The 20270-nt window shown below is 69.5% G+C and carries 19 protein-coding genes; 10 read left to right on the top strand and 9 right to left on the bottom strand.

Translation table 11 applies throughout. The features are described from left to right. Positions 1–10 precede the first annotated feature (10 nt). Genes VB080_RS08545 through VB080_RS08525 form a run of 5 tightly spaced genes read right to left on the bottom strand, consistent with a single transcriptional unit; the run spans position 11 to position 4527 of the window. Positions 11–883, bottom strand: coding sequence for a hypothetical protein (locus tag VB080_RS08545; protein ID WP_323418016.1), 873 nt, complete (start codon positions 881–883; stop codon positions 11–13). Then, positions 880–1728 carry a type II secretion system F family protein gene (locus VB080_RS08540; protein WP_416339624.1) on the bottom strand — a complete coding sequence of 283 codons (849 nt, stop codon included), beginning with the start codon at positions 1726–1728 and terminating at the stop codon, positions 880–882. Before VB080_RS08540 ends, VB080_RS08545 begins: the two co-directional genes overlap by 4 nt. Continuing rightward, positions 1728–3140 carry a CpaF/VirB11 family protein gene (locus VB080_RS08535; protein WP_323418015.1) on the bottom strand — a complete coding sequence of 471 codons (1413 nt, stop codon included), beginning with the start codon at positions 3138–3140 and terminating at the stop codon, positions 1728–1730. Before VB080_RS08535 ends, VB080_RS08540 begins: the two co-directional genes overlap by 1 nt. Beyond that, positions 3137–3904 carry a hypothetical protein gene (locus VB080_RS08530; protein WP_323418014.1) on the bottom strand — a complete coding sequence of 256 codons (768 nt, stop codon included), beginning with the start codon at positions 3902–3904 and terminating at the stop codon, positions 3137–3139. Before VB080_RS08530 ends, VB080_RS08535 begins: the two co-directional genes overlap by 4 nt. After that, positions 3901–4527: an SAF domain-containing protein gene (locus tag VB080_RS08525; RefSeq protein WP_323418013.1), complete on the bottom strand. Its 627-nt coding sequence runs from the start codon at positions 4525–4527 to the stop codon at positions 3901–3903. Before VB080_RS08525 ends, VB080_RS08530 begins: the two co-directional genes overlap by 4 nt. Positions 4528–4972: 445 nt before the next feature. On the opposite strand from VB080_RS08525, the gene VB080_RS08520 reads away from it, so the two are divergent. The 3 genes from VB080_RS08520 (at position 4973) to VB080_RS08510 (ending at position 6517) form a co-directional block, all read left to right on the top strand. Then, positions 4973–5710 carry a class E sortase gene (locus VB080_RS08520; RefSeq protein WP_323418012.1) on the top strand — a complete coding sequence of 246 codons (738 nt, stop codon included), beginning with the start codon at positions 4973–4975 and terminating at the stop codon, positions 5708–5710. Further along, positions 5710–5883, top strand: coding sequence for a hypothetical protein (locus tag VB080_RS08515; RefSeq protein WP_323418011.1), 174 nt, complete (start codon positions 5710–5712; stop codon positions 5881–5883). Before VB080_RS08520 ends, VB080_RS08515 begins: the two co-directional genes overlap by 1 nt. A 205-nt stretch (positions 5884–6088) precedes the next feature. Beyond that, the gene (locus tag VB080_RS08510; protein ID WP_323418010.1) at positions 6089–6517 is read left to right on the top strand and encodes a DUF1801 domain-containing protein; all 429 of its coding nucleotides are present in this window, start codon (positions 6089–6091) and stop codon (positions 6515–6517) included. A gap of 100 nt (positions 6518–6617) precedes the next feature. On the opposite strand, the gene glpK is transcribed toward VB080_RS08510, so the two are convergent. Both glpK and VB080_RS08500 read right to left on the bottom strand, forming a co-directional pair. Continuing rightward, positions 6618–8135 carry a glycerol kinase GlpK gene (gene glpK / locus VB080_RS08505; RefSeq protein WP_323418009.1) on the bottom strand — a complete coding sequence of 506 codons (1518 nt, stop codon included), beginning with the start codon at positions 8133–8135 and terminating at the stop codon, positions 6618–6620. A gap of 205 nt (positions 8136–8340) precedes the next feature. After that, positions 8341–9120, bottom strand: coding sequence for an MIP/aquaporin family protein (locus tag VB080_RS08500; protein ID WP_416339626.1), 780 nt, complete (start codon positions 9118–9120; stop codon positions 8341–8343). A 500-nt stretch (positions 9121–9620) separates the two neighbouring features. Here VB080_RS08500 and VB080_RS08495 point away from each other — a divergent pair, with 500 nt between their 5' ends. From VB080_RS08495 to VB080_RS08480, 4 genes are all read left to right on the top strand, one after another. Next, complete coding sequence (locus VB080_RS08495; RefSeq protein WP_323418007.1) at positions 9621–10577, top strand: sugar-binding transcriptional regulator; 957 nt, start codon at positions 9621–9623, stop codon at positions 10575–10577. Between the two features lie 442 nt (positions 10578–11019). Continuing rightward, a complete protein-coding gene (glpA, locus tag VB080_RS08490; RefSeq protein ID WP_323418006.1) occupies positions 11020–12597 on the top strand; it encodes an anaerobic glycerol-3-phosphate dehydrogenase subunit GlpA in 1578 nt (525 codons plus the stop codon). After that, positions 12594–13892, top strand: coding sequence for a glycerol-3-phosphate dehydrogenase subunit GlpB (gene glpB / locus VB080_RS08485; RefSeq protein WP_323418005.1), 1299 nt, complete (start codon positions 12594–12596; stop codon positions 13890–13892). Before glpA ends, glpB begins: the two co-directional genes overlap by 4 nt. Continuing rightward, on the top strand, positions 13889–15115 hold the full coding sequence (locus VB080_RS08480; RefSeq protein WP_416339623.1) for an anaerobic glycerol-3-phosphate dehydrogenase subunit C: 1227 nt from the start codon (positions 13889–13891) through the stop codon (positions 15113–15115). The genes glpB and VB080_RS08480 overlap by 4 nt, the downstream gene beginning before the upstream one ends. A 328-nt stretch (positions 15116–15443) precedes the next feature. Here VB080_RS08480 and yaaA read toward each other — a convergent pair whose 3' ends face one another. Then, positions 15444–16232: a peroxide stress protein YaaA gene (yaaA, locus tag VB080_RS08475; protein ID WP_323418003.1), complete on the bottom strand. Its 789-nt coding sequence runs from the start codon at positions 16230–16232 to the stop codon at positions 15444–15446. Between the two features lie 305 nt (positions 16233–16537). Between yaaA and trxB the strand changes: the two genes are divergently transcribed. Both trxB and trxA read left to right on the top strand, forming a co-directional pair. Then, positions 16538–17500, top strand: a complete 963-nt coding sequence (gene trxB, locus VB080_RS08470) for a thioredoxin-disulfide reductase (protein ID WP_323418002.1) — start codon at positions 16538–16540, stop codon at positions 17498–17500. 333 nt (positions 17501–17833) lie between these two features. After that, complete coding sequence (gene trxA, locus VB080_RS08465; protein ID WP_323418001.1) at positions 17834–18154, top strand: thioredoxin; 321 nt, start codon at positions 17834–17836, stop codon at positions 18152–18154. 42 nt (positions 18155–18196) lie between these two features. On the opposite strand, the gene VB080_RS08460 is transcribed toward trxA, so the two are convergent. Further along, on the bottom strand, positions 18197–18805 hold the full coding sequence (locus VB080_RS08460) for a hypothetical protein (RefSeq protein ID WP_323418000.1): 609 nt from the start codon (positions 18803–18805) through the stop codon (positions 18197–18199). Between the two features lie 128 nt (positions 18806–18933). Here VB080_RS08460 and VB080_RS08455 point away from each other — a divergent pair, with 128 nt between their 5' ends. Further along, entirely contained in the window at positions 18934–20268 is a 1335-nt protein-coding gene (locus VB080_RS08455) for a PLP-dependent aminotransferase family protein (RefSeq protein WP_416339622.1), read from the top strand. Positions 20269–20270: the final 2 nt, after the last annotated feature.

The following is a 20270-nucleotide window of genomic DNA, read 5'->3' as shown; positions in this document are numbered from 1 at the left end:
GGTCGCACCCTCAGCCGGACACCAGCCGGAGCAGCGGCGGCACCAGGAAGAGCAGGCCGAACAGCAGGGTGGGGACGACCATCAGGACGCCCAGTCGTTCCGAGGCCGCCGAGGCCTCGAGCTTCATCGCGGTGAGATGACCGTCGCGGAGTTCCTTGACCCGGGCGCGCAGGGCGCCCGACAGGGCTGCGCCGGACTCGTCCAGCCGCATCACGTCGGCGACATCGACCAGTGCCGGCAGTTCGAGTTCGTTGCCGAGGCGCTGGAGTTCGCCGTAGGGTGCCCGCTGTTCGAGCCGGGCGCGTTCCAGCGCCTCCGCGATCACCCGGAAGACCATCACGTCCGACACCGCTGCTGCCGCCCGCAGGGCCTGGCTGCCCGACCGGTTGGCCAGGCGTTCGAGGGTGACCAGATCGAGGAAGGTCAGCAGCGCCTCGGTGGCGTCCTCGGTGACCGCCCGGTCCCGCTGCCGCAGCACCAGGTCGGGCAGGAAGAAGCCCACCGCTGCCCCGCCCAGTCCGACCACCACCGGCACCGCGGACGGTTCACCGCCCAGCCAGGCGAGCCAACCGCCCACTGCCGCGGGCAGCGCCAGCCCGGCCAGGGCACAGATCACCTTGCGGGCAAGATGGCGGTCAACGCTGGTGCCCACCATGCGCAGCCGGCGGCGGGTGCGCTCGGAGACCACCAGACCGGTTCGTTGCCGCACCCACGCGCCCAGCCTGCCCAGCCCGGGATCGGCACTGGGGGGTTCCGGCCGGCGTCCGTCGAGCAGGTCGAAGGCATCGCCGAGCCGCGGCGCCGGCTGGACACCGACCAGGAAGAAGGCGACCACTCCGGCCGCCAGCAGGCAGCCGGACAGGGTTGCGATGATCAGACTCATGACGGACCCCGGAGGATGCGCTGCCGGGGACGGGCGGTGGCGATCCGGCGCAGGGCCAGCAAGGAGGCGAGGTAGGCCGCCACCAGCACCGCGAGGATCACCTGGCCGATGCCGGTGCCGTAGGGCTCGAAGAAGCCGCCGCCGAACAGCAGGGCGCCGGCCAGCACGACCAGTGAGATCATGCTGACCTGGCGGACGACGATCCGGGGCCGGGCGCGTTCGGTCTCGATTTCGCGGAGCGCCTTCAGCCTCTCCTGGATCGAATCAGCCAGCGCCAGCAGGGTGGCGTGGGCACCTGTCCCGCCCCGTTCGGCGGCCAAGGCGAGCGCTGCGATCACCGCGTCCGCGTCGGCGCTGTCCAGATCGTCGGCCAGCCCGGTGAGCGCCTGCTGAACCGTCCAGCGATCGTCCAGCCGCTCGACCAGCAGGGCCAGCGGTGCCGCGAGAACCTCGGGTGCCTGCCGCAACGAGAACCGGATTGCGTCGGGGATCGACCGTCCGGTGGGCAGGATGGCAGCAAGCGTCCGGACCCAGCGGTCCAGCGCCTGCAATAGATCGAGGTCACGTTGCGCCGGTTCGCCGAGCAGCAGCGGCAGCCCGATCCCCAGGACGGGGGCGAGTACCGCCAGCACCGGCCAGCCCGTGACGCTGGCGGCCACCACCCCGGCAGCCACCCAGCCGGCCGCGGCAGCCAGCCGGCGCCCGCCGAAGCGCCGGCTGAGCGTGAAGTCGTTCCAGCGCCGCCGGGGACCCGACTCGACCGGCGGCGACCGCCAACCGACCACGGTCGCCACCAGTCCACCGGCGACCAGGAGCCCGCACACAGCGGCCAGGAGGGTTCCCATCACGCCTCCCAGCCAGCCAGGAAGGGCTCCAGCTCAGCGACGAAGCCGGGGTCGGGAGTGAACTGTGTGGCGCCCTCGGCGTCCGCCCGGTAGACCACATGGGTCACTGGACGGCCGGCCTCCAGCCCACCGGTCAGCTGCCGCACCTCGGCCACGAATCGGCTGCGGAGCCCACCCCGCCAGGTGTCGTCGACCAGCCGGACGTGGACCAGCAGGTGTAGGTGGTGGGCGATCTGGCGGTAGGCCTCCTCGATCGACAGCACCCTGCCCTGAGCGACCCGGGAGGCCAGCCGGTCGATGGTGGACACCGCCGAGTGCGAGTGGGTGGTCGAGAGGGTGCCGGCGCCGGCCGTCATCGCCTCGAACATCGCGCCGGCCTCACCTCCCCGCACCTCGCCGACCACCAGCCGTGACAGGTTCTGCCGCAGCGCCTCCGGGATCAGGTCGGCGACGGTGTACTCGCCGAGCCGGCGGCCGTCCTGGGTCTCCCCCATCCCCACCCGCGCCTGCAGGGCGAGGATGTTGCGCCGGCCGGGCTGCAGGTGGGTGAGCAGTTCGTAGTCGGTCTCCAGCGTGCCGAAGCGTTCGTTGGCCGGGATGGCGGCGATCAGCGCGCGCAGCAGGGTGGTCTTGCCGGCACCCTGGTCGCCGGAGATCACGATCGACTTGCGCGCCAGCACGGCCGCGTGCAGCAGCCGGGCGAGTTCGTCCGGGAGCATGCCGCCCGCCGCCAGTTCGGCGAGGGTGATCGACGCCAGGGTGTGCTGCCGGATGGTGATCGAGGGACGGTAGCTCAGCCCGAAGCCGACGGCGTGCAGCCGGAACCGGTCACCCAGCGCCAGGGTCATCGTGGGGTGGACGTCGTCGAAGGGTCTGGCCGGGCTCACCGACTCGCCGAGGAACCGGATCGCCTCGACAAGTTCCTCGTCACTGTCGGCGACCGGCGGGTGCTCGACCCGCCGTCCGTCCCCGTACTGCACCACGACGGAGTCACAGCCGTGGATCTCGATGTTCTCCGCCTCCGGCAGTTCGAACAGCGGTTGCAGCCGGCCGTACCCGAAGATCGCGTTCTCCACCGCCGTGCCATAGGCCCGTTCGGTTTCCACCGGCCACAGCGCCTCGCCGTTGACGCCCAGCTGGGCGGCGTGGTCGCTGACCACCGAGGCGATCACCGCCCGTCCCATCAGCAGCCGGTCGACCGGCGTCAACGGCTGCCCCTGGGCGTGGCCCAGCGCGGTGGCGCGGCGGGTGATCTCCTCCGAGGCCCGGCGCCGCAGCACGACGACCAGCCCCCAGTCGACGCTGGGTTCGGGCAGGCTCAGCGCCGGCGCGACAGCGGTGAGGTGTTCATGGCTGAACGTCGCACCCAACTCCGGTGCGCTCAGCAGGGAGATCTCGGCCAGCCGTCTCATCGCGGTGCCCCGATCCTGGCGGTCAGCCGGTCGAGTTGCCCGAGCAGGGCGGTGGACGCCCGCCGGACGCTGCGGACATACCCGCCGGACGCAAAACCGCGTCGCGGTGGCGTCCCGTGCGACCACACGGCAGCGTCCGCAGGCGCCCACTCGATCGTCTCGCAGGCGGCGACCTTGAACTGCGCCCCGATCTCGGCCGCCGAGTAGGGCCGGCCCGGCCCGACGATCAGCAGGCTCAGCCGGTCGGCGACAACCGCCTCGGTCAGCCCCGGCAGGTAGAGCCGGAGTGCAGCCAGGTCGACCAGGCTCGATCTGGTCAACACCACCACCTGGTCGGCCGGTGCGAGCAGCGCGGGCGGCAGGCCGTGCGCACCGATCGTCCCCGCGTCGACCAGGACGTCGTCCTCGCGGGCGGCCAGGGCTGTGGCGAACTCGGCCCACGCGGTGCCGAAGAGGTCAACCATGCCGGGGTTGGCGAAGCCGGGCAGGAAGCGCCGGGACAGGCCGTCGGCCGAGGGCAGTTCCAGGCTGGCGTGGTCAACGGCCGGACCCAGCGGACGGTGCTCGCGGTGGGCGGCCAGCACCGCCCACAGACCGCTGCCGAACGGATCCTCCCCCTGCAGGAAGCCGGCCAGCACGGCCTGGGTGGGGAGCCGATCGGCGTCCACCAGCAGAACGGGACGGGGCCAGGTCAGCGCCAGGCCGAGAGCAGTCGTGGTGACACCGGGGGCGTGCCCGGCGGCGGTGAGGACGATCAGGCTCATCGTTCACCCTCCGCCTGCCGCACCACCACCAGTTGGTCGCTGGCGGCCAGCCGGGCGACCTGTTCGGCGTTGGTCTCGACCACGGCGACATCGACCACGGTGGCGCCGTCGGCGAGCTGCGTGGCTGCCGAGGCGATCCGGCCCTGGTAGCTCGCGGCGTTGTCGGGTGTGCCACCGTCCGGGGTGACGGCGACCAGCAGCACTGCGGTGCCGGGCGGGAGTTCGCTCACCGGCAGGCGTCCGGGAGCCAGGCGCAGCCCGAGCCGGACCGAACCGGGCTCGACGGCTGCCGTACCGAAGCCGCGCGGCGACAGCAGCGAGCCCTCGACCAGGTCGACCAGCGCCGTCTGGCCCACCACCTCCGACAGGTGCTCGGCCGGGACGGTCTCCAGACCGGGACTGGTGGACAGCGAGACCAGCCCGAGGTCGTCGGCGGTGATCGGCTGGTCACGGTAAACCGTCCGCTTGATCGTCACCACCGAATGGTTGTCGGCGACACTGCTGTAGAGCACGGCAGCACCCAGCCCACCGAGGACGACTGCCAGCACGCCAATCGCCACCAGCCGGAGGTTGCGCCGTGGACGCAACCGCGGCGGCTGGGCTGCCTGCGCAGTCTCGCTCATCGGTCCGCTCTCCCCTCGGCCCTCCCCGAACAGGCCGGAAACGGCACGGCCGGGGGCGGCTTGCAGGGAAATGTAGGCGCTTGGCAGCACGGTGAGCTAGGGGAGATGCCGCGTCCTGTGGATAACTTCCCGCCTGTGGACACGAGCAGGTACGCCAAATTGCTGAGCCGAGTATCGGCGTGTCGAGTGGCGCCCATCGCGATTTCTTCTCCCCCTTTAGGAGGAGGTGGTGCGGTGCCGGCATCACGATGGTCCCCTGCCTCGACCTGCCGCCGCCGCTATCGGAACCGACGGTCGCGCGTCCGTCCGGAGACGGCGCGGGATCGACCGCCAAGGCACTGGGCGAGGGGTCGGAACGGCATCGCGACTCGAATCGGAGCCGTCCCCAGGTGAGTCACGGTGGCACCGGGCCTGGACCTTTGGAGACATGCGGGAAGATGGTGCGGTGACCCGCTTCGATCCCGACCCGGCGGCCCCGCCCCGCCGAGGCGGCGGCATCCTGCGCGGCCTCGCCGGGCTGCTGGGCGAACTCCTGATCACCGCCGGGGTGTTCTGCCTGGCGTTCGTGGTGTGGCAGCTGTGGTGGACGGACGTGGTCTCCGATGCCGACGCTGCCGACACCGTGGCGGCCATGGAAGCCTCGTTCAACGACTCGCTCGTCCCCCAGGGCAGCGAAGCGGGCGGCAACGCCGACCTGCGCCAGATCAAGCTCGGCGACGCCTACGCGGTGGTGCGGATCCCGCGCTTCGGCGCCGACTACGCCCGTCCGCTGTACCAGGGCACCACCCGGACCATTCTGCAGCGCGGCGTCGGGCACTACGACAAGACCGTGCAACCCGGCGAGATCGGCAACTTCTCGATGGCCGGCCACCGCACCACCTACGGCAAGCCGTTCAACCGGATCGCCGAACTCAAGCCGGGCGACCGGGTGATCATCGAGACCGCCGACACCTTCTTCGTCTATCGGATCACCGACCACGAGATCGTCCTGCCGACGGCGGTGCAGGTGGTGCTGCCGGTGCCGAACGAGCCGGGCGTGAAGCCGAGTGAGGCGCTGATGACCATGACCAGTTGCCATCCCGAGTTCAGCTCCCGGCAGCGCTACGTCCAGCACGGCATCCTGGAGACGACCTTCCCGCGCACCGACGGTCTGCCGGCCGAGTACATGGAAGTGAGCACCTGATGAGGCTGTCGTTCTATGGCTGGCTGTGGCGACTGCTGCCCGGGCCCGTCGCGGTGAAGGCCCTGCTCGCCCTCGTCCTGTTCGCCGCCGTGCTCTGGGCGCTGTTCACCTGGGTCTTCCCCGAACTGGCCCCGCTGATGCCGTTCAACGACATCACCGTCGGGGAGGAGTGAGCCGGGTCAGTCCCCGCATCCGGCCGCGGGTTGTCGTGATTCTGCGTCTCGATGCGCCAGGAGTGCCCCAAAAGGCCGTTGCGGGCGATCGACCGGCAGGATCGCGACAGCCCTGGCCAGCACCGACCGGCTCAGCCGGCGGCCGCGCAGGCATTGGCCGGGCCGGAAGGGGTGACGACCAGGCGCTCGACCCGCATACTGGGTCATGGCCACCACTCAGACCACCACCTGGACCGATGCCGACCCGCACGCCTTCGTCGCGGCGGTCGGGCATCCAGTACGGCGACGTGATGCCGAGACCCTGCTGACCCTGCTCGGCAGGATCACCGGGCTGGCGCCACGCATGTATGGCGCCTCCATCGTGGGCTTCGGCGAGTACCACTACCGGTACGCCTCCGGGCGCGAGGGGCACGCCCCGGCGGCGGGTTTCTCCCCGCGGAAGGCCGCGACCGTCGTCTATCTCAACGGCGGCGTCCTGGACGACGCCGACCTGGCCCGGCTGGGTCCGCACACCACCGGCGTCGGCTGCCTCTACCTGAAGGATCTCGCCAAGGTCGACCTCGCCGTGCTGGAGGAGATTCTGGCGCGGTCGTTCGCCGCACTGACCTCCGGGACGGGCGGCGCGGCTTCCTGATCACAAAACGGCGGTGCCGCCGGGATCTCTCCCGACGGCACCGCTGCACCCCTGGTCTTGCCGAGTTCAGGTCTCGACGAACTCGACCAGCAGGTTGTGACTACTCCTTGACGTCGTCGTCGACCCAGTCGAAGGTCTTGGTGACGGCCTTCTTCCAGTTGCGGTACAGGCGACCGCGCTCCTCCTGCTCGTCGGAGGGCTCCCAGCGCTTGTCCTCGGCCCAGTTGTCGATGACGTCCTGCTCGCCGTTCCAGTAACCGGTCGCGATGCCGGCTGCGTAGGCAGCGCCCAGCGCGGTGGTCTCGGCCACCACCGGACGGACCACCGGCACGCCGACCTGATCGGCCTGGAACTGCATCAGGATGTCGTTGGCGGTCATGCCGCCGTCGACCTTGAGTTCGGCCAGCTTCACACCGGAGTCGGCTTCCATGGCGTCCAGCACCTCGCGGGTCTGGTAGGCGGTGGCCTCCAGGACGGCGCGGGCGATGTGGCCACGGTTGACGTAGCGGGTGAGGCCGACGATCGCGCCGCGGGCGTCAGCACGCCAGTACGGAGCGAACAGGCCGGAGAACGCCGGGACGAAGTACGCCCCACCGTTGTCCTCCACCGACGCGGCGAGCTCTTCGATCTCGGGCGCGGAGGAGAACATCTTCAGGTTGTCGCGCAGCCACTGCACCAGCGAGCCGGTGACCGCGATCGAACCCTCCAGGGCGTAGATCGGCTTGCTGTCGCCGATCTTGTAGCACACGGTGGTGAGCAGGCCGTTCTTGGACGGAACGATCTCCTCGCCGGTGTTCATGATCATGAAGCAGCCGGTGCCGTAGGTGTTCTTCGCCATGCCGGGCTCGAAGCAGGCCTGGCCGAAAGTGGCCGCCTGCTGGTCGCCCAGGTCACCGGCGATCGGGATGCCGCCCAGCAGACCTTCGGGACGGCCGTAGCCGTAGACCTCGGCCGACGACTTGATCTCCGGCAGCATGCTCATCGGGATGGTCATGTCGGCAGCGATCTCGGGATCCCACTGCAGGGTGCGCAGATCCATCAGCATGGTGCGCGAGGCGTTGGTCACCTCGGTGACGTGCACGCCGCCGTTGACCCCGCCGGTCAGGTTCCAGATCACCCAGGTGTCCATGTTGCCGAACAGCAGCTTGCCGGCCTCGGCATCTGCACGGGCGCCCTCGACGTTGTCCAGGATCCACTTGACCTTCGGGCCGGAGAAGTAGGTGGCCAGCGGCAGACCGACGCGTGCCTTGTACTTGTCCTGGTCGCCGCCACCGAGCTCCTCGATGATCTTGCCGGTGCGGGTGTCCTGCCAGACGATCGCGTTGTAGACCGGCTTGCCGGTCTCCTTGTTCCACACCACCGCGGTCTCGCGCTGATTGGTGACGCCCACCGCGTGGATGTTGTCCTTGTTCAGGCTGGCCTTGGCGAGAGCCTCGGCAACCACCTCGCGGACTGCGTCCCAGACCTCGAGCGGGTCATGCTCAACCCAGCCGGCCCTCGGGAAGATCTGCTCGTGTTCCTTCTGGCCCACCGCGACGATCTGGCCGGAGTGGTTGAAGACGATGGCGCGAGAGGAGGTCGTCCCCTGGTCAATCGCGAGGATGTACTTGTCCGCCATGAAAAGTTCCTTCCACTTCATTGTCGAACGAATGATGTTTGTCTGTCAGGCGGGACGGCGGGCACCGTCCCGTCCGGTTTGGTGGGGGCGGGTCGGGACCGGGGATGGGTAGCGACGCGACCCACCTCCGAGGTCGGGTGTCAGGTGCGGGGTCAGGACGCCGGACAGCAGACCGACACCCCGACCCCGCGCCTGGTTTGTGGGATCAGGCACCCAGCAGCGGGAGCAAGACCGGGCCGAGCAGGCCGGCCACGACACCGCCGATGATCGGGCCGACGACCGGAACCCAGGAGTAGGACCAGTCGGAGGAACCCTTGTTCGGGATCGGCAGCAGCGCGTGCGCGATGCGGGGGCCGAGGTCACGAGCCGGGTTGATGGCGTACCCGGTCGGGCCACCGAGGGAGGCGCCGATACCGACGATCAGCAGGGCGACCGGCAAGGCGGCGAGCCAGCCGATATCACCGGCGAAGTAGCCCAGTGCGATCACGAAGAAGACCAGCACGAAGGTGCCGATGGCCTCGGTCACGACGTTCCAGGCGTAGCTGCGGATCTCGGGGCCGGTGGAGAACACGCCGAGCTTGAAGCCCTCGGGCTGATCGGCATCGAACTGCTTCTTGTAGGCCAGCCACACCAGCACGGCACCGAGGAAGGCACCGAGCATCTGGGCGAGGATGTAGACCGAGATCGAAGCGGCGTCGACCGGGATGCCCGGCACGAACTCCGCGGGCTTGCCCGGTGCAGCGGTCAGCAGCTTGTTGACCGCCAGGCCGATGGTGACAGCAGGGTTCAGGTGGCCGCCGGACTTCCACGCGGCGACAACGCCGGTGAAGACCGCGAGACCCCAGCCCCAGTTCACCATCAGGAAGCCGGTGCCTTTGCCCTTGGTGCCGTTGAGGATGTTGTTGGCAACCACACCACCACCAAGAAGCAGCAGCAGCATGGTGCCTACTGTCTCGGCCAGGAAGATGGTTCCGAGAGTCACGATTGCTCACTTTCCGACACCTGACCTGGTGTCAGCTAGGGCGCCGCGCAGGGCGCAGGTTTTGTTGTCTGAGTCAACAGCTCGAAGGAATCTCAGGACAGACGCCGGTTCGGCAGTCCCGGAGCGAAGCGCCCGGCTTCACGTCTCCGGGTCATAACCGGCGTGCTGGTGCGACCGACAGGGCAGCGGCTGTGCCGCCCCGTGGACTTGTGGACGGCGAACTCGCTGTCCGGACCTGCGCAGACAACCCACTCCGCCGAGGTCCGGACGGCGGGAGTGGCGAGGATGGGGTTCAGACGATTCGATCTCGTCGTTGATGCCCGACACGAAGAAGCCCCCGGCGTTGACTCGCGCCAGCACCGCTGAGAGGTTCATCTGACTCCTTCGTACGCTGAACCACCTAGAAAGGGCGCAAACACGACCCCTCCCATCGGCACCATCTTGCTTACCCCTGAACGATTGCGCTAGACCTGTGCACGAACGTGCAGGCGGGAGGGGATTCCATGAACGACCGATACGAGGACATGTACCAGGCCGCCACCCGGTACTACATCCAGGGCGAGACCATGGAGTCGATCGCACACCAGTTGCGGCTCTCCCGTTCCTCGGTCTCGCGGCTGCTGAAAGAGGCCAGGGAATCCGGGCTGGTGCGGATCAGCCTGGCCGATCACACCGGTTCGCAGTCGCCGCTGGCGGCCACCCTCGCCAGCGCGTTCGGGGTCCGCGTCCATCTGGTACCGGTTCGGGAGAGCGCCAACGAGAACCTGCGCTTCGACCAGGTCGCCCGGCTGGCCGGCCGGCTGTTCACCGAGGCGGTGGACGACCACCAGTTGATTGGGGTGGCGTGGGGGGTCACGCTCTCGCACGTCGTCCGGCATCTCGGCCGGCGGCCTCTGGTCGGCTCGACGGTGGTGCAGATGAACGGCGGCGCGAATCAGCGCAGTTCGGGCATTCCTTATATCGGGGAGATTCTGCAGTCGATCGGCGACGCCTTCGACGCCAAGGTGGTGCTGTTCCCCGTCCCGGCCTTCTTCGACTACCCCGCCACCAAGCAGGCGATGTGGCGGGAGCGGTCGGTGCAGAACGTCCTGCGCCTGCACGCCAAGCTCGATCTGGCGGTCTTCGGTGTCGGGTCGCTGCAGGGAGTGGTGCCGTCCCATGTCTACTCGGCGGGCTACATGGACTCCCGCGACATGGAGAAATTGGTCGCCGACGGCGTGGTGGGCGATGTCTGCACCGTCCTGCTGCGTGAGGACGGCACCTACATCGACATCGACTACAACCAGCGCGCCACCGGCCTGACTCCCGCCGAGCTGCAGACCATCCCGCGCCGGATCTGCGTTGTCGCCGACCCGTCCCGGGCCCCCGCCGTGGTCGGCGCCCTGCGCGCCCGCACCGCCACCGACCTGGTGGTTGACGAGAGCACTGCCCGCGCGATCGCCGACCGCGCCCGCCTGTAGCCCCCCACCCTTCACACCCGGACGGCCAGCCATGCTGTGACGAAAGCCCCGCTGACGGAATCCCAGCCACAGCTTGCAGGCGGAGCCACCCGAAGCCAACTCAGACTCAACAAACCGCACCGTCGAACCAGATCGGGAACAATCCGCCACACTGTGACGAAAGCCCCACTGACGGAATCTCAGCCACAGCTTGCAGGCGATGCGGCCCGGGCGAGTTCGTGAGGCAGCCGAGGCACCGCACAACGCGTGGAAAGTGAGTCACCAAACTCTCCTGTGTCTCAGCTGCAACTTTTGCTCAGCGGCTTGGTCATATGTGCACGGATGCATCAACCTCCCCCGACCAGTAGGAAGGCGCCCGGCATCTCGCCTAGCCTGACAGTGAGAGCGTCCCAGGCAGGAGGTTCGGGCAGTGGTGCCCGGCTGATGCCGGATCGGAGGATTCGTGCGCAAACTGGCTGTCGATGTCGTGGTCATCGGTGGTGGTTCCACCGGCGTAGGCGTGGTGCGCGACGTGGCAATGCGTGGCTACTCTGCCGTGCTGCTGGAACGCGCCGACCTGGCCCAGGGCACCTCCGGGCGATTCCACGGCCTGCTGCACTCCGGCGGACGGTACGTCGTCAGCGACCCGCTGTCGGCCACCGAGTGCGCCCAGGAGAACGCGATCCTCACCCGGATCCAGCCCTCCGCGATCGAGACCACCGGCGGCTACTTCGTCACCGGCCCGGACGACGACCCCGATTTCGCCGACCAGTTCCTCGCCGGGGCCGCCGCCACCGGCGTCCCCGCCACCGAGATCAGTGTCGGCCAGGCGCTGCGGACCGAGCCCCGGCTCAACCCGCGGATCAAGCGGGCGATCGAGGTCCAGGACGGCTCGGTGGACGGCTGGCAGCTGGTCTGGGGAGCCGCCCGCTCCGCCCAGGCCTACGGCGCCCAGGTGCTCACCTACCACCAGGTGACCAAGATCGAGCGGGACGGCGGCCAGGTCGCCGCGGTCTACTGCACCGACCTGAAGGACGGCGAAGAAGTGCGGATCGACTGCACCTTCGTGCTCAACTGCGCCGGCCCGTGGGCCGGGCAGATCGCCGCCATGGCCGACTGCGAGCCGGTGGACGTCGTCCCCGGCCGCGGCATCATGATCGCAATGAACCACCGCCTGGTGAACCGGGTGATCAACCGCTGCATCTACCCCGCCGACGGCGACATCCTGGTACCAGTGCACACCGTGTGCATCATCGGCACCACCGACGTGAAGGTGGAGGATCCCGACCACCTGGCGATCGAACCGGGCGAGGTGCAGCAGATGCTGGACGCTGGCGAGGTGATCATCCCCGGCTTCCGGCAGTCGCGCGCGCTGCACGCCTGGGCGGGCGCCCGTCCACTGATCAAGGACAAGCGGGTCTCCGCCTCCGACACCCGGCACATGAGCCGCGGCATGGCGGTGATCGACCATGCCGAGCGGGACGGCCTGGAAGGCATGCTCACCATCGGCGGCGGCAAGCTCACCACCTACCGCCTGATGGCCGAGCACATCGTGGACGAGATGTGCCGCAAGCTCGGCGAGACCCGGGCCTGCCGCACCGCCGACGAGCTCATCCCGGACGAGAAGTCCGGCAAGAATTACCTGGTCACCCACCGGTTGCACGAACGCGAGGAGGACCGGCTTGAGGACCAGATCCTCTGCGAGTGCGAACTGATGAGCCGCTCGATGTTCGTCCACGCGCTCCAGACCCAGCCGAAGGGCACCTTCGACGACCTGCGCCGGCAACTGCGGCTCGGCATGGGCCCGTGCCAGGGCGGCTTCTGCTCGATGCGGGCGACCGGGGTGGCGCTGGAGACCGGCCACATCGACATCGAACGGGCCACCGGGCTGCTGCGGCTCTTCCTGAAGAACCGCTGGATCGGGCTGTGGCCGATCCTCTACGGCGACCAGGTCCGCCAGACCGCGCTGGACAACTGGATCTTCAACGGCACCCTCGACGTCGAGCACCTGCCCGCCCCGGACGAGGAGGTCGTGCTGTGAGCCGCGTCATCGTGATCGGAGCCGGCGTCGCCGGCCTCACCGCGTCCCTCCGCCTGGCCCGCGCCGGGGTGGGTGTCACCCTGCTCACCAAAGGGATCGGCGGTCTGCAACTCTCCCAGGGAACGGTGGACGTGCTGGGATACCTGCCCACCGCACAGGCCTCCTCCCGCGCAGCCGCCCAGCGGGTCACCGACCCGTTGACGGCGATTGCCGCGTTGGTGGGTTCTGACCCGAAACATCCCTACGCCCGGATCGGGACGGACGCGGTCCGCGCCGGGGTTGCCTTCCTGCAGGCCGAACTCGGCGAGTTGCTGGTCGGTGACCTGGCCGCCAACCGGCTGTTCCCGACGGCGGTCGGTGCCGTCCGTCCCACCTGCCTGGTGCAGCCGTCCATGCTGGCCGGGGAGTGCGTGGCCGGCGCCCAGTTCGCGATCGTCGGACTGCGGCGGTTGAAGGACTTCCACCCCGCGCTGATCGCCCAGAACCTGGCGCGCACCACACTGCCGGACGGCGGCCGGCTGACCGCCCGTCCGGTGATGGTCGACGTGCTGGCACGAGCCGGGGAGAGCGACTCCTCCGGGCTGGCCTTCGCCCGGGCCTTCGACGATCCCGGGTTCCGTGGCCGGTTCGCCGCCGAGGTGGCGCCGCTGCTGCAACCCGGCGAGACCGTCGGCCTGCCCGCCGTCCTGGGCCTGAAGGATCCGACCGCCTGGCAGGACCTGGCCGAGCGCCTGGGCCATCCCGTCTTCGAGATCCCGCTGCCGCCACCGTCGGTGCCCGGCATGCGGCTGAACAACGCGCTGATGGCAGCCGTCCGGGCGGCCGGAGTACGGGTGGTGAACGGCTCCTTCGTCGACACCCCGGTGGTGCAGGACGGACGGCTGGTCAGCCTGAGCGTCGAGGTCGCCGGCGGCCCGCGGGCCTTCACCGGCGACGCCTTCGTGCTGGCCACCGGCGGTTTCGAGTCCGGTGCCCTGACGCTGGACTCCCACGGCCGGGTCACCGAGCGGGTGCTGAACCTGCCGCTGGCCGGGACGGACGTCGCACCGCTGGTCCACGGCGACTACTGGGGTGCCGAGCAACCGCTGTTCCAGGTCGGTGTGGCGGTCGACGAGTCGATGCGGGTCGTCCCTCCGGGCGGCGGGCCAGGGGACGGTTCCTGTTGTCCCAGCAACCTGTGGGCGGCGGGCGGCATTCTGGCCGGGGCCGTCCGGTGGCAGGAGAAGTCGGGTGAGGGCATCGCCGTGGGCAGCGCGGTGAAGGCCGCGGACGCGATCGTGGAGGAATGGGCATGAGTGACAGCCTCGATTTCGCCGGGCACGAGTTCGCCCGGGCGAGCCTCGACCACTGCGTGAAGTGCACGATCTGCGAAACCGTCTGCCCGGTCGCGGCGGTGACGCCACTGTTCAGCGGGCCGAAGTTCGTCGGCCCGCAGGCCGAGCGGTTCCGCAACGGCGAATCCGTCGATCACTCGCTGGACTACTGCTCCAGCTGCGGCGCCTGCACCCTGCACTGCCCGCAGGGCGTCCAGATCGCCGAGTTGAACTCGCAGGCCCGCGCGGTGATGAAGGCCGACCACATGCCCGTCCGGGACCGGCTGGTCTCCCAGACCACCCTGATGGGGACGATGATGACGCCAGTGGCGCCGATCGCAAACGCGGCGCTGGGCAACAAGCCGATCCGGACGATCGTCGAGAAGGTGGTCGGCATCCACCGGGACGCCCCGATGCCGCCGGCCCAGACCCAGACCATCAAGGGCTGGCTGAAGAAGCGCCCACCGCGCACCACGCCAGCCACCAAGGGCCCGATCGTGTTCTTCCACGGCTGCGCGGGTGGCTACTTCGAGGTGGAAACCTCGAAGCGGTCGATCGAGGTGCTGGAACACCTGGGCTACGAGGTGATCGTCCCCAAACAGGGTTGCTGCGGGCTCGCGCAACAGTCGAACGGACTGTTCGACCAGGCCAGTGCGGCCGTCCTGAAGCTGTGCGACGACCTGCGCGCGGCTGGCGGCGAGCTGACCATCGTGTCGTCCTCGGGTTCGTGCACCGGCATGCTCAAACACGAGGCGCACGAGATCATGGGCGTGGACGACACCCGGCTGAAGGATGTCTCCACCCGGATCCGCGACATGATGGAATTCCTGCTCGAACTGCACGATGCCGGTGAGTTGCCACAGTTCTCCCCGATCGACATGACGGTGCCCTACCACGCCCCCTGCCAGCTGAAGAGCCAGGGCATGGGGATGCCGGCGCTGGAGGTGCTGCGGCTGATCCCCGGCCTGGAGGTCGTCGAATCGGGCGCCACCTGCTGCGGCATCGCCGGCACCTACGGGCTGAAGAAGGAGAAGTACGAGATCGCCCAGGCGGTCGGCAAGCCGCTGTTCGACATGGTGCGCGAGACCAACACCGACCTGGCGCTGTGCGACACCGAGACCTGCCGCTGGCAGATCCGCAAGGGTTCCGGCGTCCGCACCGAACACCCGATCTTCCTGATCCACCGCGCCTACGGGCTGAGCTGAGGCCCGTCGCCGACTACCCCGACGAACCCGGCGACGGCAATCACCGCAAGCCGGTCCGCAGCCCCGGCTCCAACCTCGCCGGATCGCGGCAAGCTGTGACCCAAACCCCGACAACGGTAGCTGCGCCACAGCTTGCCGTCGGGGACGGCTACTCGCCCAGCCTCTGGGCACAAGGTGTGGCGGACGCTCCGAACTCGGGGTTTCGGTCACAGCTTGGCGCCGGGAGCGGTCCCGCGGGGTCGAGCACCAGCGGCTGCTGGAACGGAGTGGCAGCCACCACCGGCCACCGCGGGAACTGCATACCCGCGCCGGGGTGGAGGTGTCGCCCCTACCGGTTGGCGAAGGCGCGGACGAAGACCGGCACCTGGGCGGTGGAGGCCGTCTTGTCGTAACGGTAGCCGGCGCCGTCGAAGCGCTTGAGCACCGACGCCGTCCGGGCCCGGCGAGCCACCAGCCAGGCCGCCAGTTCGCCACGCGCCCGTTTGGCGTAGAAGGAGATCACCGTGCGGCGGCCACGGGCATCGGTGTCCTCGAACCGCGGCGAGACCACCGGGGCGCCCAGCCGGGCGGCGTCCACCGCGCCGGAGTACTCCGCCGAAGCCAGGTTCACCACCACGTCCGCGCCCGGCGAGGACGCCAGGTCCGCGCCCAGCAGGTCGGTGATCGTCGTCCCCCACCACTCGTAGAGCGACCGACCCCGGTCGGTCTCCAGCCGCGTGCCCATCTCCAGCCGGTAGGGCTGGATCAGGTCGAGCGGCCGCAGCACGCCGTACAACCCGGACAGGATCCGGACGGTCTTCTGCGCCTCGGTGTAGTCCCGGGTGTCGAAGCGGTGCCGGGCGTCCAGCCCCTGGTAGACGTCGCCGTTGAAGGCCAGGACGGCGGGGCGGGCGTTCCGGCGGGTGAACGGGGTGTGGAAGTCGGCCCAGCGTCCGGCGTTGAGCGCGGCCAGTTCGTCCGAGATCCCCGACAGCGCGGCCAGGTCGGCCACCGACCGGGTGCGCATCACCGCCGCCAACTCTTCGGCCTGTGCCAGCAACCGGGGCTGGGTGACAGCGACCTTCGGCAGCGGTGAGGTGACGTCCAGGGCCTTGGCCGGGGAGAGCAGGATCAGCACGCTGGTGAGCGTACCGGCAGGACGGGGTCCGGGGCCCGCGGCGTCCGGGTCCACGCCGGGAGCCCGGATGGAGCAGGGGACGGGGCTGGTGGGCGAGGCCCGTGGGGACGGCGCCGCAGGCCAGCCGGGGGTACCGGGTTCGCCGGCCGGGACAACTCCGGGAACCGCGGCGGCGCGGGTGGGTGGCGGGATGGTGGGCGCGACGTCGCACCGTGGGAATGCCGGCGGGTGAGTGCTGGTTTCGACACAGTGAAGCCCGGGCCGGCTCGGTAGAGTGGAGGCCCGTTCCACCGTGAGGATGCTCCATGTCCGATCTCCGCGATCTCATCATCATTGGCTCCGGCCCGACCGGTTACACGGCGGCGATCTACGCCGCTCGCGCCGGGCTGAAACCACTCGTCTTCGAGGGCGCCCTGGCCGCCGGCGGTGCCCTGATGAACACCACCGAGGTGGAGAACTTCCCCGGCTTTCCCGAGGGCGTTATGGGTCCTGACCTGATGATGGCGATGCGCGCCCAGGCCGAGCGCTTCGGTGCGGAGATCATCACCGACGACGTCGAGAGCGCCGAGCTGACCGGGCCGGTCAAGACTGTCACCGACTCCGGCGGCACCAGCTACTCCGCCAGGGCGGTCATCCTCGCCATGGGCTCGGGCTACCGCCGGCTCGGCCTGCCCGACGAGGATCGGCTGTCCGGTCGGGGCGTCTCCTGGTGCGCCACCTGCGACGGCTTCTTCTTCCGCGACAAGCCGATCGCCGTGGTCGGCGGCGGCGACTCCGCGCTGGAGGAGGCCACCTTCTTGTCCCGGTTCGGCACCTCGGTCACGATCATCCATCGCCGCGACCAGTTGCGGGCGTCGAAGGCGATGATCGACCGGGCCGAGGCCGATCCGAAGATCTCCTTTGCCTGGAACAGCGTGATCACCGCGATCAACGGCGAGAACGCGGTCGAGTCGATCACCCTGCAGGACACCCTCACCGGCGAGAGCAACGAACTGCCCGTGCGGGGCCTGTTCGTCGCGATCGGCCACGACCCGCGCTCCGAACTGGTCCGTGGCCAGGTCGAGACCGACGCCGCGGGCTATGTCGTGGTCGACTCCCCGTCCACCCGGACGAACCTCGCCGGCGTCTTCGCCGCCGGTGATCTGGTCGACCACAGCTACCGCCAGGCGATCACCGCAGCCGGTACCGGCTGCGCGGCAGCGCTGGACGCAGAGCGCTATCTGGCGGCCCAGGACCACGCACCGCTAGCCGCCGTCACCGTGGCCTGAGCCGCAGCACCGTTCGTCCCTCGCCCGGCGTTGGAAGCTCCCGCCGTCACGCCGTGACCAAACTCCCGAGGACGGAACTTCACTCACAGCTTCGCAGAGCCCGGAGCTAAAGCACACACCCCTCCAACCACGCTGTGATCAAACGTCCGAAGACGGAGCTTCAGTCACAGCTTGCGCAGAGCCCGGAGGAAGGGCGACGCCCCCTCCACCCACGCTGTGACCAAACGTCCGAAGACGGAACTTCACTCACAGCCTGCTGGCGAGGTGGCGACCGGCCGGCGAGGAGAGGCCGTAAACTTGGCCCGTCCCCGACTTGATGATCCAGGAGTACCCATGGCAGTAGTCGCCGTCACCGACGCCACCTTCACCGACCAGGTGCTGAAGTCACCCAAGCCGGTGCTGATCGACTACTGGGCGGACTGGTGCGCCCCCTGCCGGCAACTGTCGCCGATCATCGACGAACTCGCCGTCGCCCACGGCGACAAGGTGACCTTCCTGAAGCTCAACGCGGACGAGAACCCGCAGACCGCCACCAACTACGGCATCCTGGGCCTGCCCACCATCCAGATCTTCGTCGGTGGTGAGCTGGTCAAGCAGCTCCAGGGCGGCAAGACCAAGTCGGCGCTGCTGAAGGCGATCGAGGAGTACCTCTGAACTGACCGGCCCGGGTGGACGCCCAGCCAGCCGGGTGGCCGCTCAGCCCTCGCGGGAGACCCGTCCGGCAGGCGCCGGGCCGATCGGGCGGATCGAACCCACCCACTGCTGCAGCATCTCGAACAACCCGGGGCGCTCCACGATCGTCGCGTCCAGGTCGAGCCGCCACAGCCGGTTGAGGCGCGTGTCATCGACGTCGCTGGCATGGCCGGGGCGATTCAGCGTTGGTGATGGCCGCAGCGCAGAACCCAGTTGCCCGTCCAGCGGCTTGGTGAAGCCCACGGCCTTCAGGAACTCGGTGGGCGGCGTGCTGCAGTGCTTCTTCACCCGCGAGCCGCGGGCAACGATGGCGTGGACGTCGCGGGCCAGCATGCCGGCGGCACCGGCCTGGACGAGTCGGCGCCCGTAGCCCCGGCGGACGCTGCCGGGCGCGACCCACAGGCACATCACCATGGCCGCCTGCTCCTGAGGGGACGGGGCGAGCAGCATCAACCCGGAGGTTCGACTGCCGGACGACAACGCGACCCCGACCCGTCCCCAGGCGTGCTGGGCGGCGACCGCCCAGTCGGCATCGGGCCGGACGGTCCGGCCGCAGTACGGGCAGGCCAGTCCTGCCAGGTCGCCCCGGGTGATCCAGGTTGCTGACGTCACGACACCTCCGCCCTCGGGCACCCGGTCTCCGGCCGTTGCCCGCCGGCCACCACAGCCTGCCGGGCCCGTCCGGAGTTCGCGCGGGTGCGCTGTCCGTCCGCGTCCTTTGGTTTCATCCTAGGCGCGAAGTGAGGCAGTCTGGTGCGGTGAGCCTTCCTGAACCGGCCCGCCGCGACACGCGGCTGGACCCCTACGTCTTCGACTATGCCGAGCGAACCCACGGGCTCACCGTCTCCGCCGTCCGCGCCCTGTTCTCGGTGGCCAACCGGCCCGAGGTGGTCTCGCTCGCCGGCGGGATGCCGAATATCGCCGACCTGCCCCGCGACGAACTCAGCGAAGTGGTCGCCCGACTCGTTCGTGACAAGGGAATTCAGGCCATGCAGTACGGCTCCGGGCAGGGCGAGCCGTTCATGCGCGAGTGGATCGTGCAGGTGATGGCGGAGGAGAACATCCAGGCCCACGCCGACGACATCGTGGTGAGTTGCGGCTCCCAGCAAGCCCTTGACCTGGTCACCCGGGTGTTCTGCGACCCGGGCGACGTCGTGCTGGCTGAGGCGCCCAGCTATGTCGGCGCCCTGGGCACCTTCCGCGCCTACCAGTGCGACATCGTCCACGTCGCCATGGACGAGCAGGGCATCGATCCGGTGGCGCTGGCGCAGTCGGTGGTCAGTCTGCGGGCGGCCGGGAGGCGGGTGAAGTTCCTCTACACCATCCCGAACTTCCAGAACCCGACCGGGGTCACCCAGTCGGTCGAGCGCCGCCGGCAGTTGATCGAGGTGGCCCGGGAGCACGACCTGCTGATCGTCGAGGACAATCCCTACGGCCTGCTCACCCTGGAGGGCAGCCCGCTGCCCGCGCTGCGCTCCCTGGACGCCGACCGGGTGATCTACCTGGGCTCGTTCTCCAAGACCTTCGCCCCCGGCTTCCGGATCGGCTGGGTGCTGGCACCACACGCCGTCCGAGAAAAGCTGGTGCTCACCCAGGAAGCCGCCACCCTGGCGCCGCCGGTCTTCTCCCAGTTCGTCATCTCTGCCTACCTGGAGCACTTCGACTGGCGCGGGCAGATCGAGGTCTTCCGCGCCATGTACCGGGCCCGCCGGGACGCGATGTTCACCGGGCTGGTCGAGAACATGCCGGAGGGGACGACCTGGACGCACCCCCGCGGCGGCTTCTTCGTCTGGGTGACCCTGCCCGAAGGGCTGGACTCCCAGGCGATGCTGCCCCGTGCAGTGTCCGCCCGGGTGGCCTACACCCCTGGCACGGCGTTCTATGCCGACGGCCTCGGCAGCCGGAACATGCGGCTGTCGTTCTGCTTCCCGACCCCCGAACGCATCATCGAGGGCACTCGCCGGCTCGGTGCCGTCCTGGCCGGCGAACTCGACATGCTGCGCACCTTCGGGCTCAACCTCGACTCCACCCGCCACCTCGACCTGTCCACCGGCCCGGCCCCCGACATCAGTTAGGC

It is taken from the genome of Propionicimonas sp., assembly GCF_034927565.1.
Taxonomy (GTDB): Bacteria; Actinomycetota; Actinomycetes; order Propionibacteriales; family Propionibacteriaceae; genus Propionicimonas.
The sequence above is the reverse complement of the archived record's forward strand: the minus strand, read 5'-3'. Positions and strand labels throughout refer to the sequence as shown.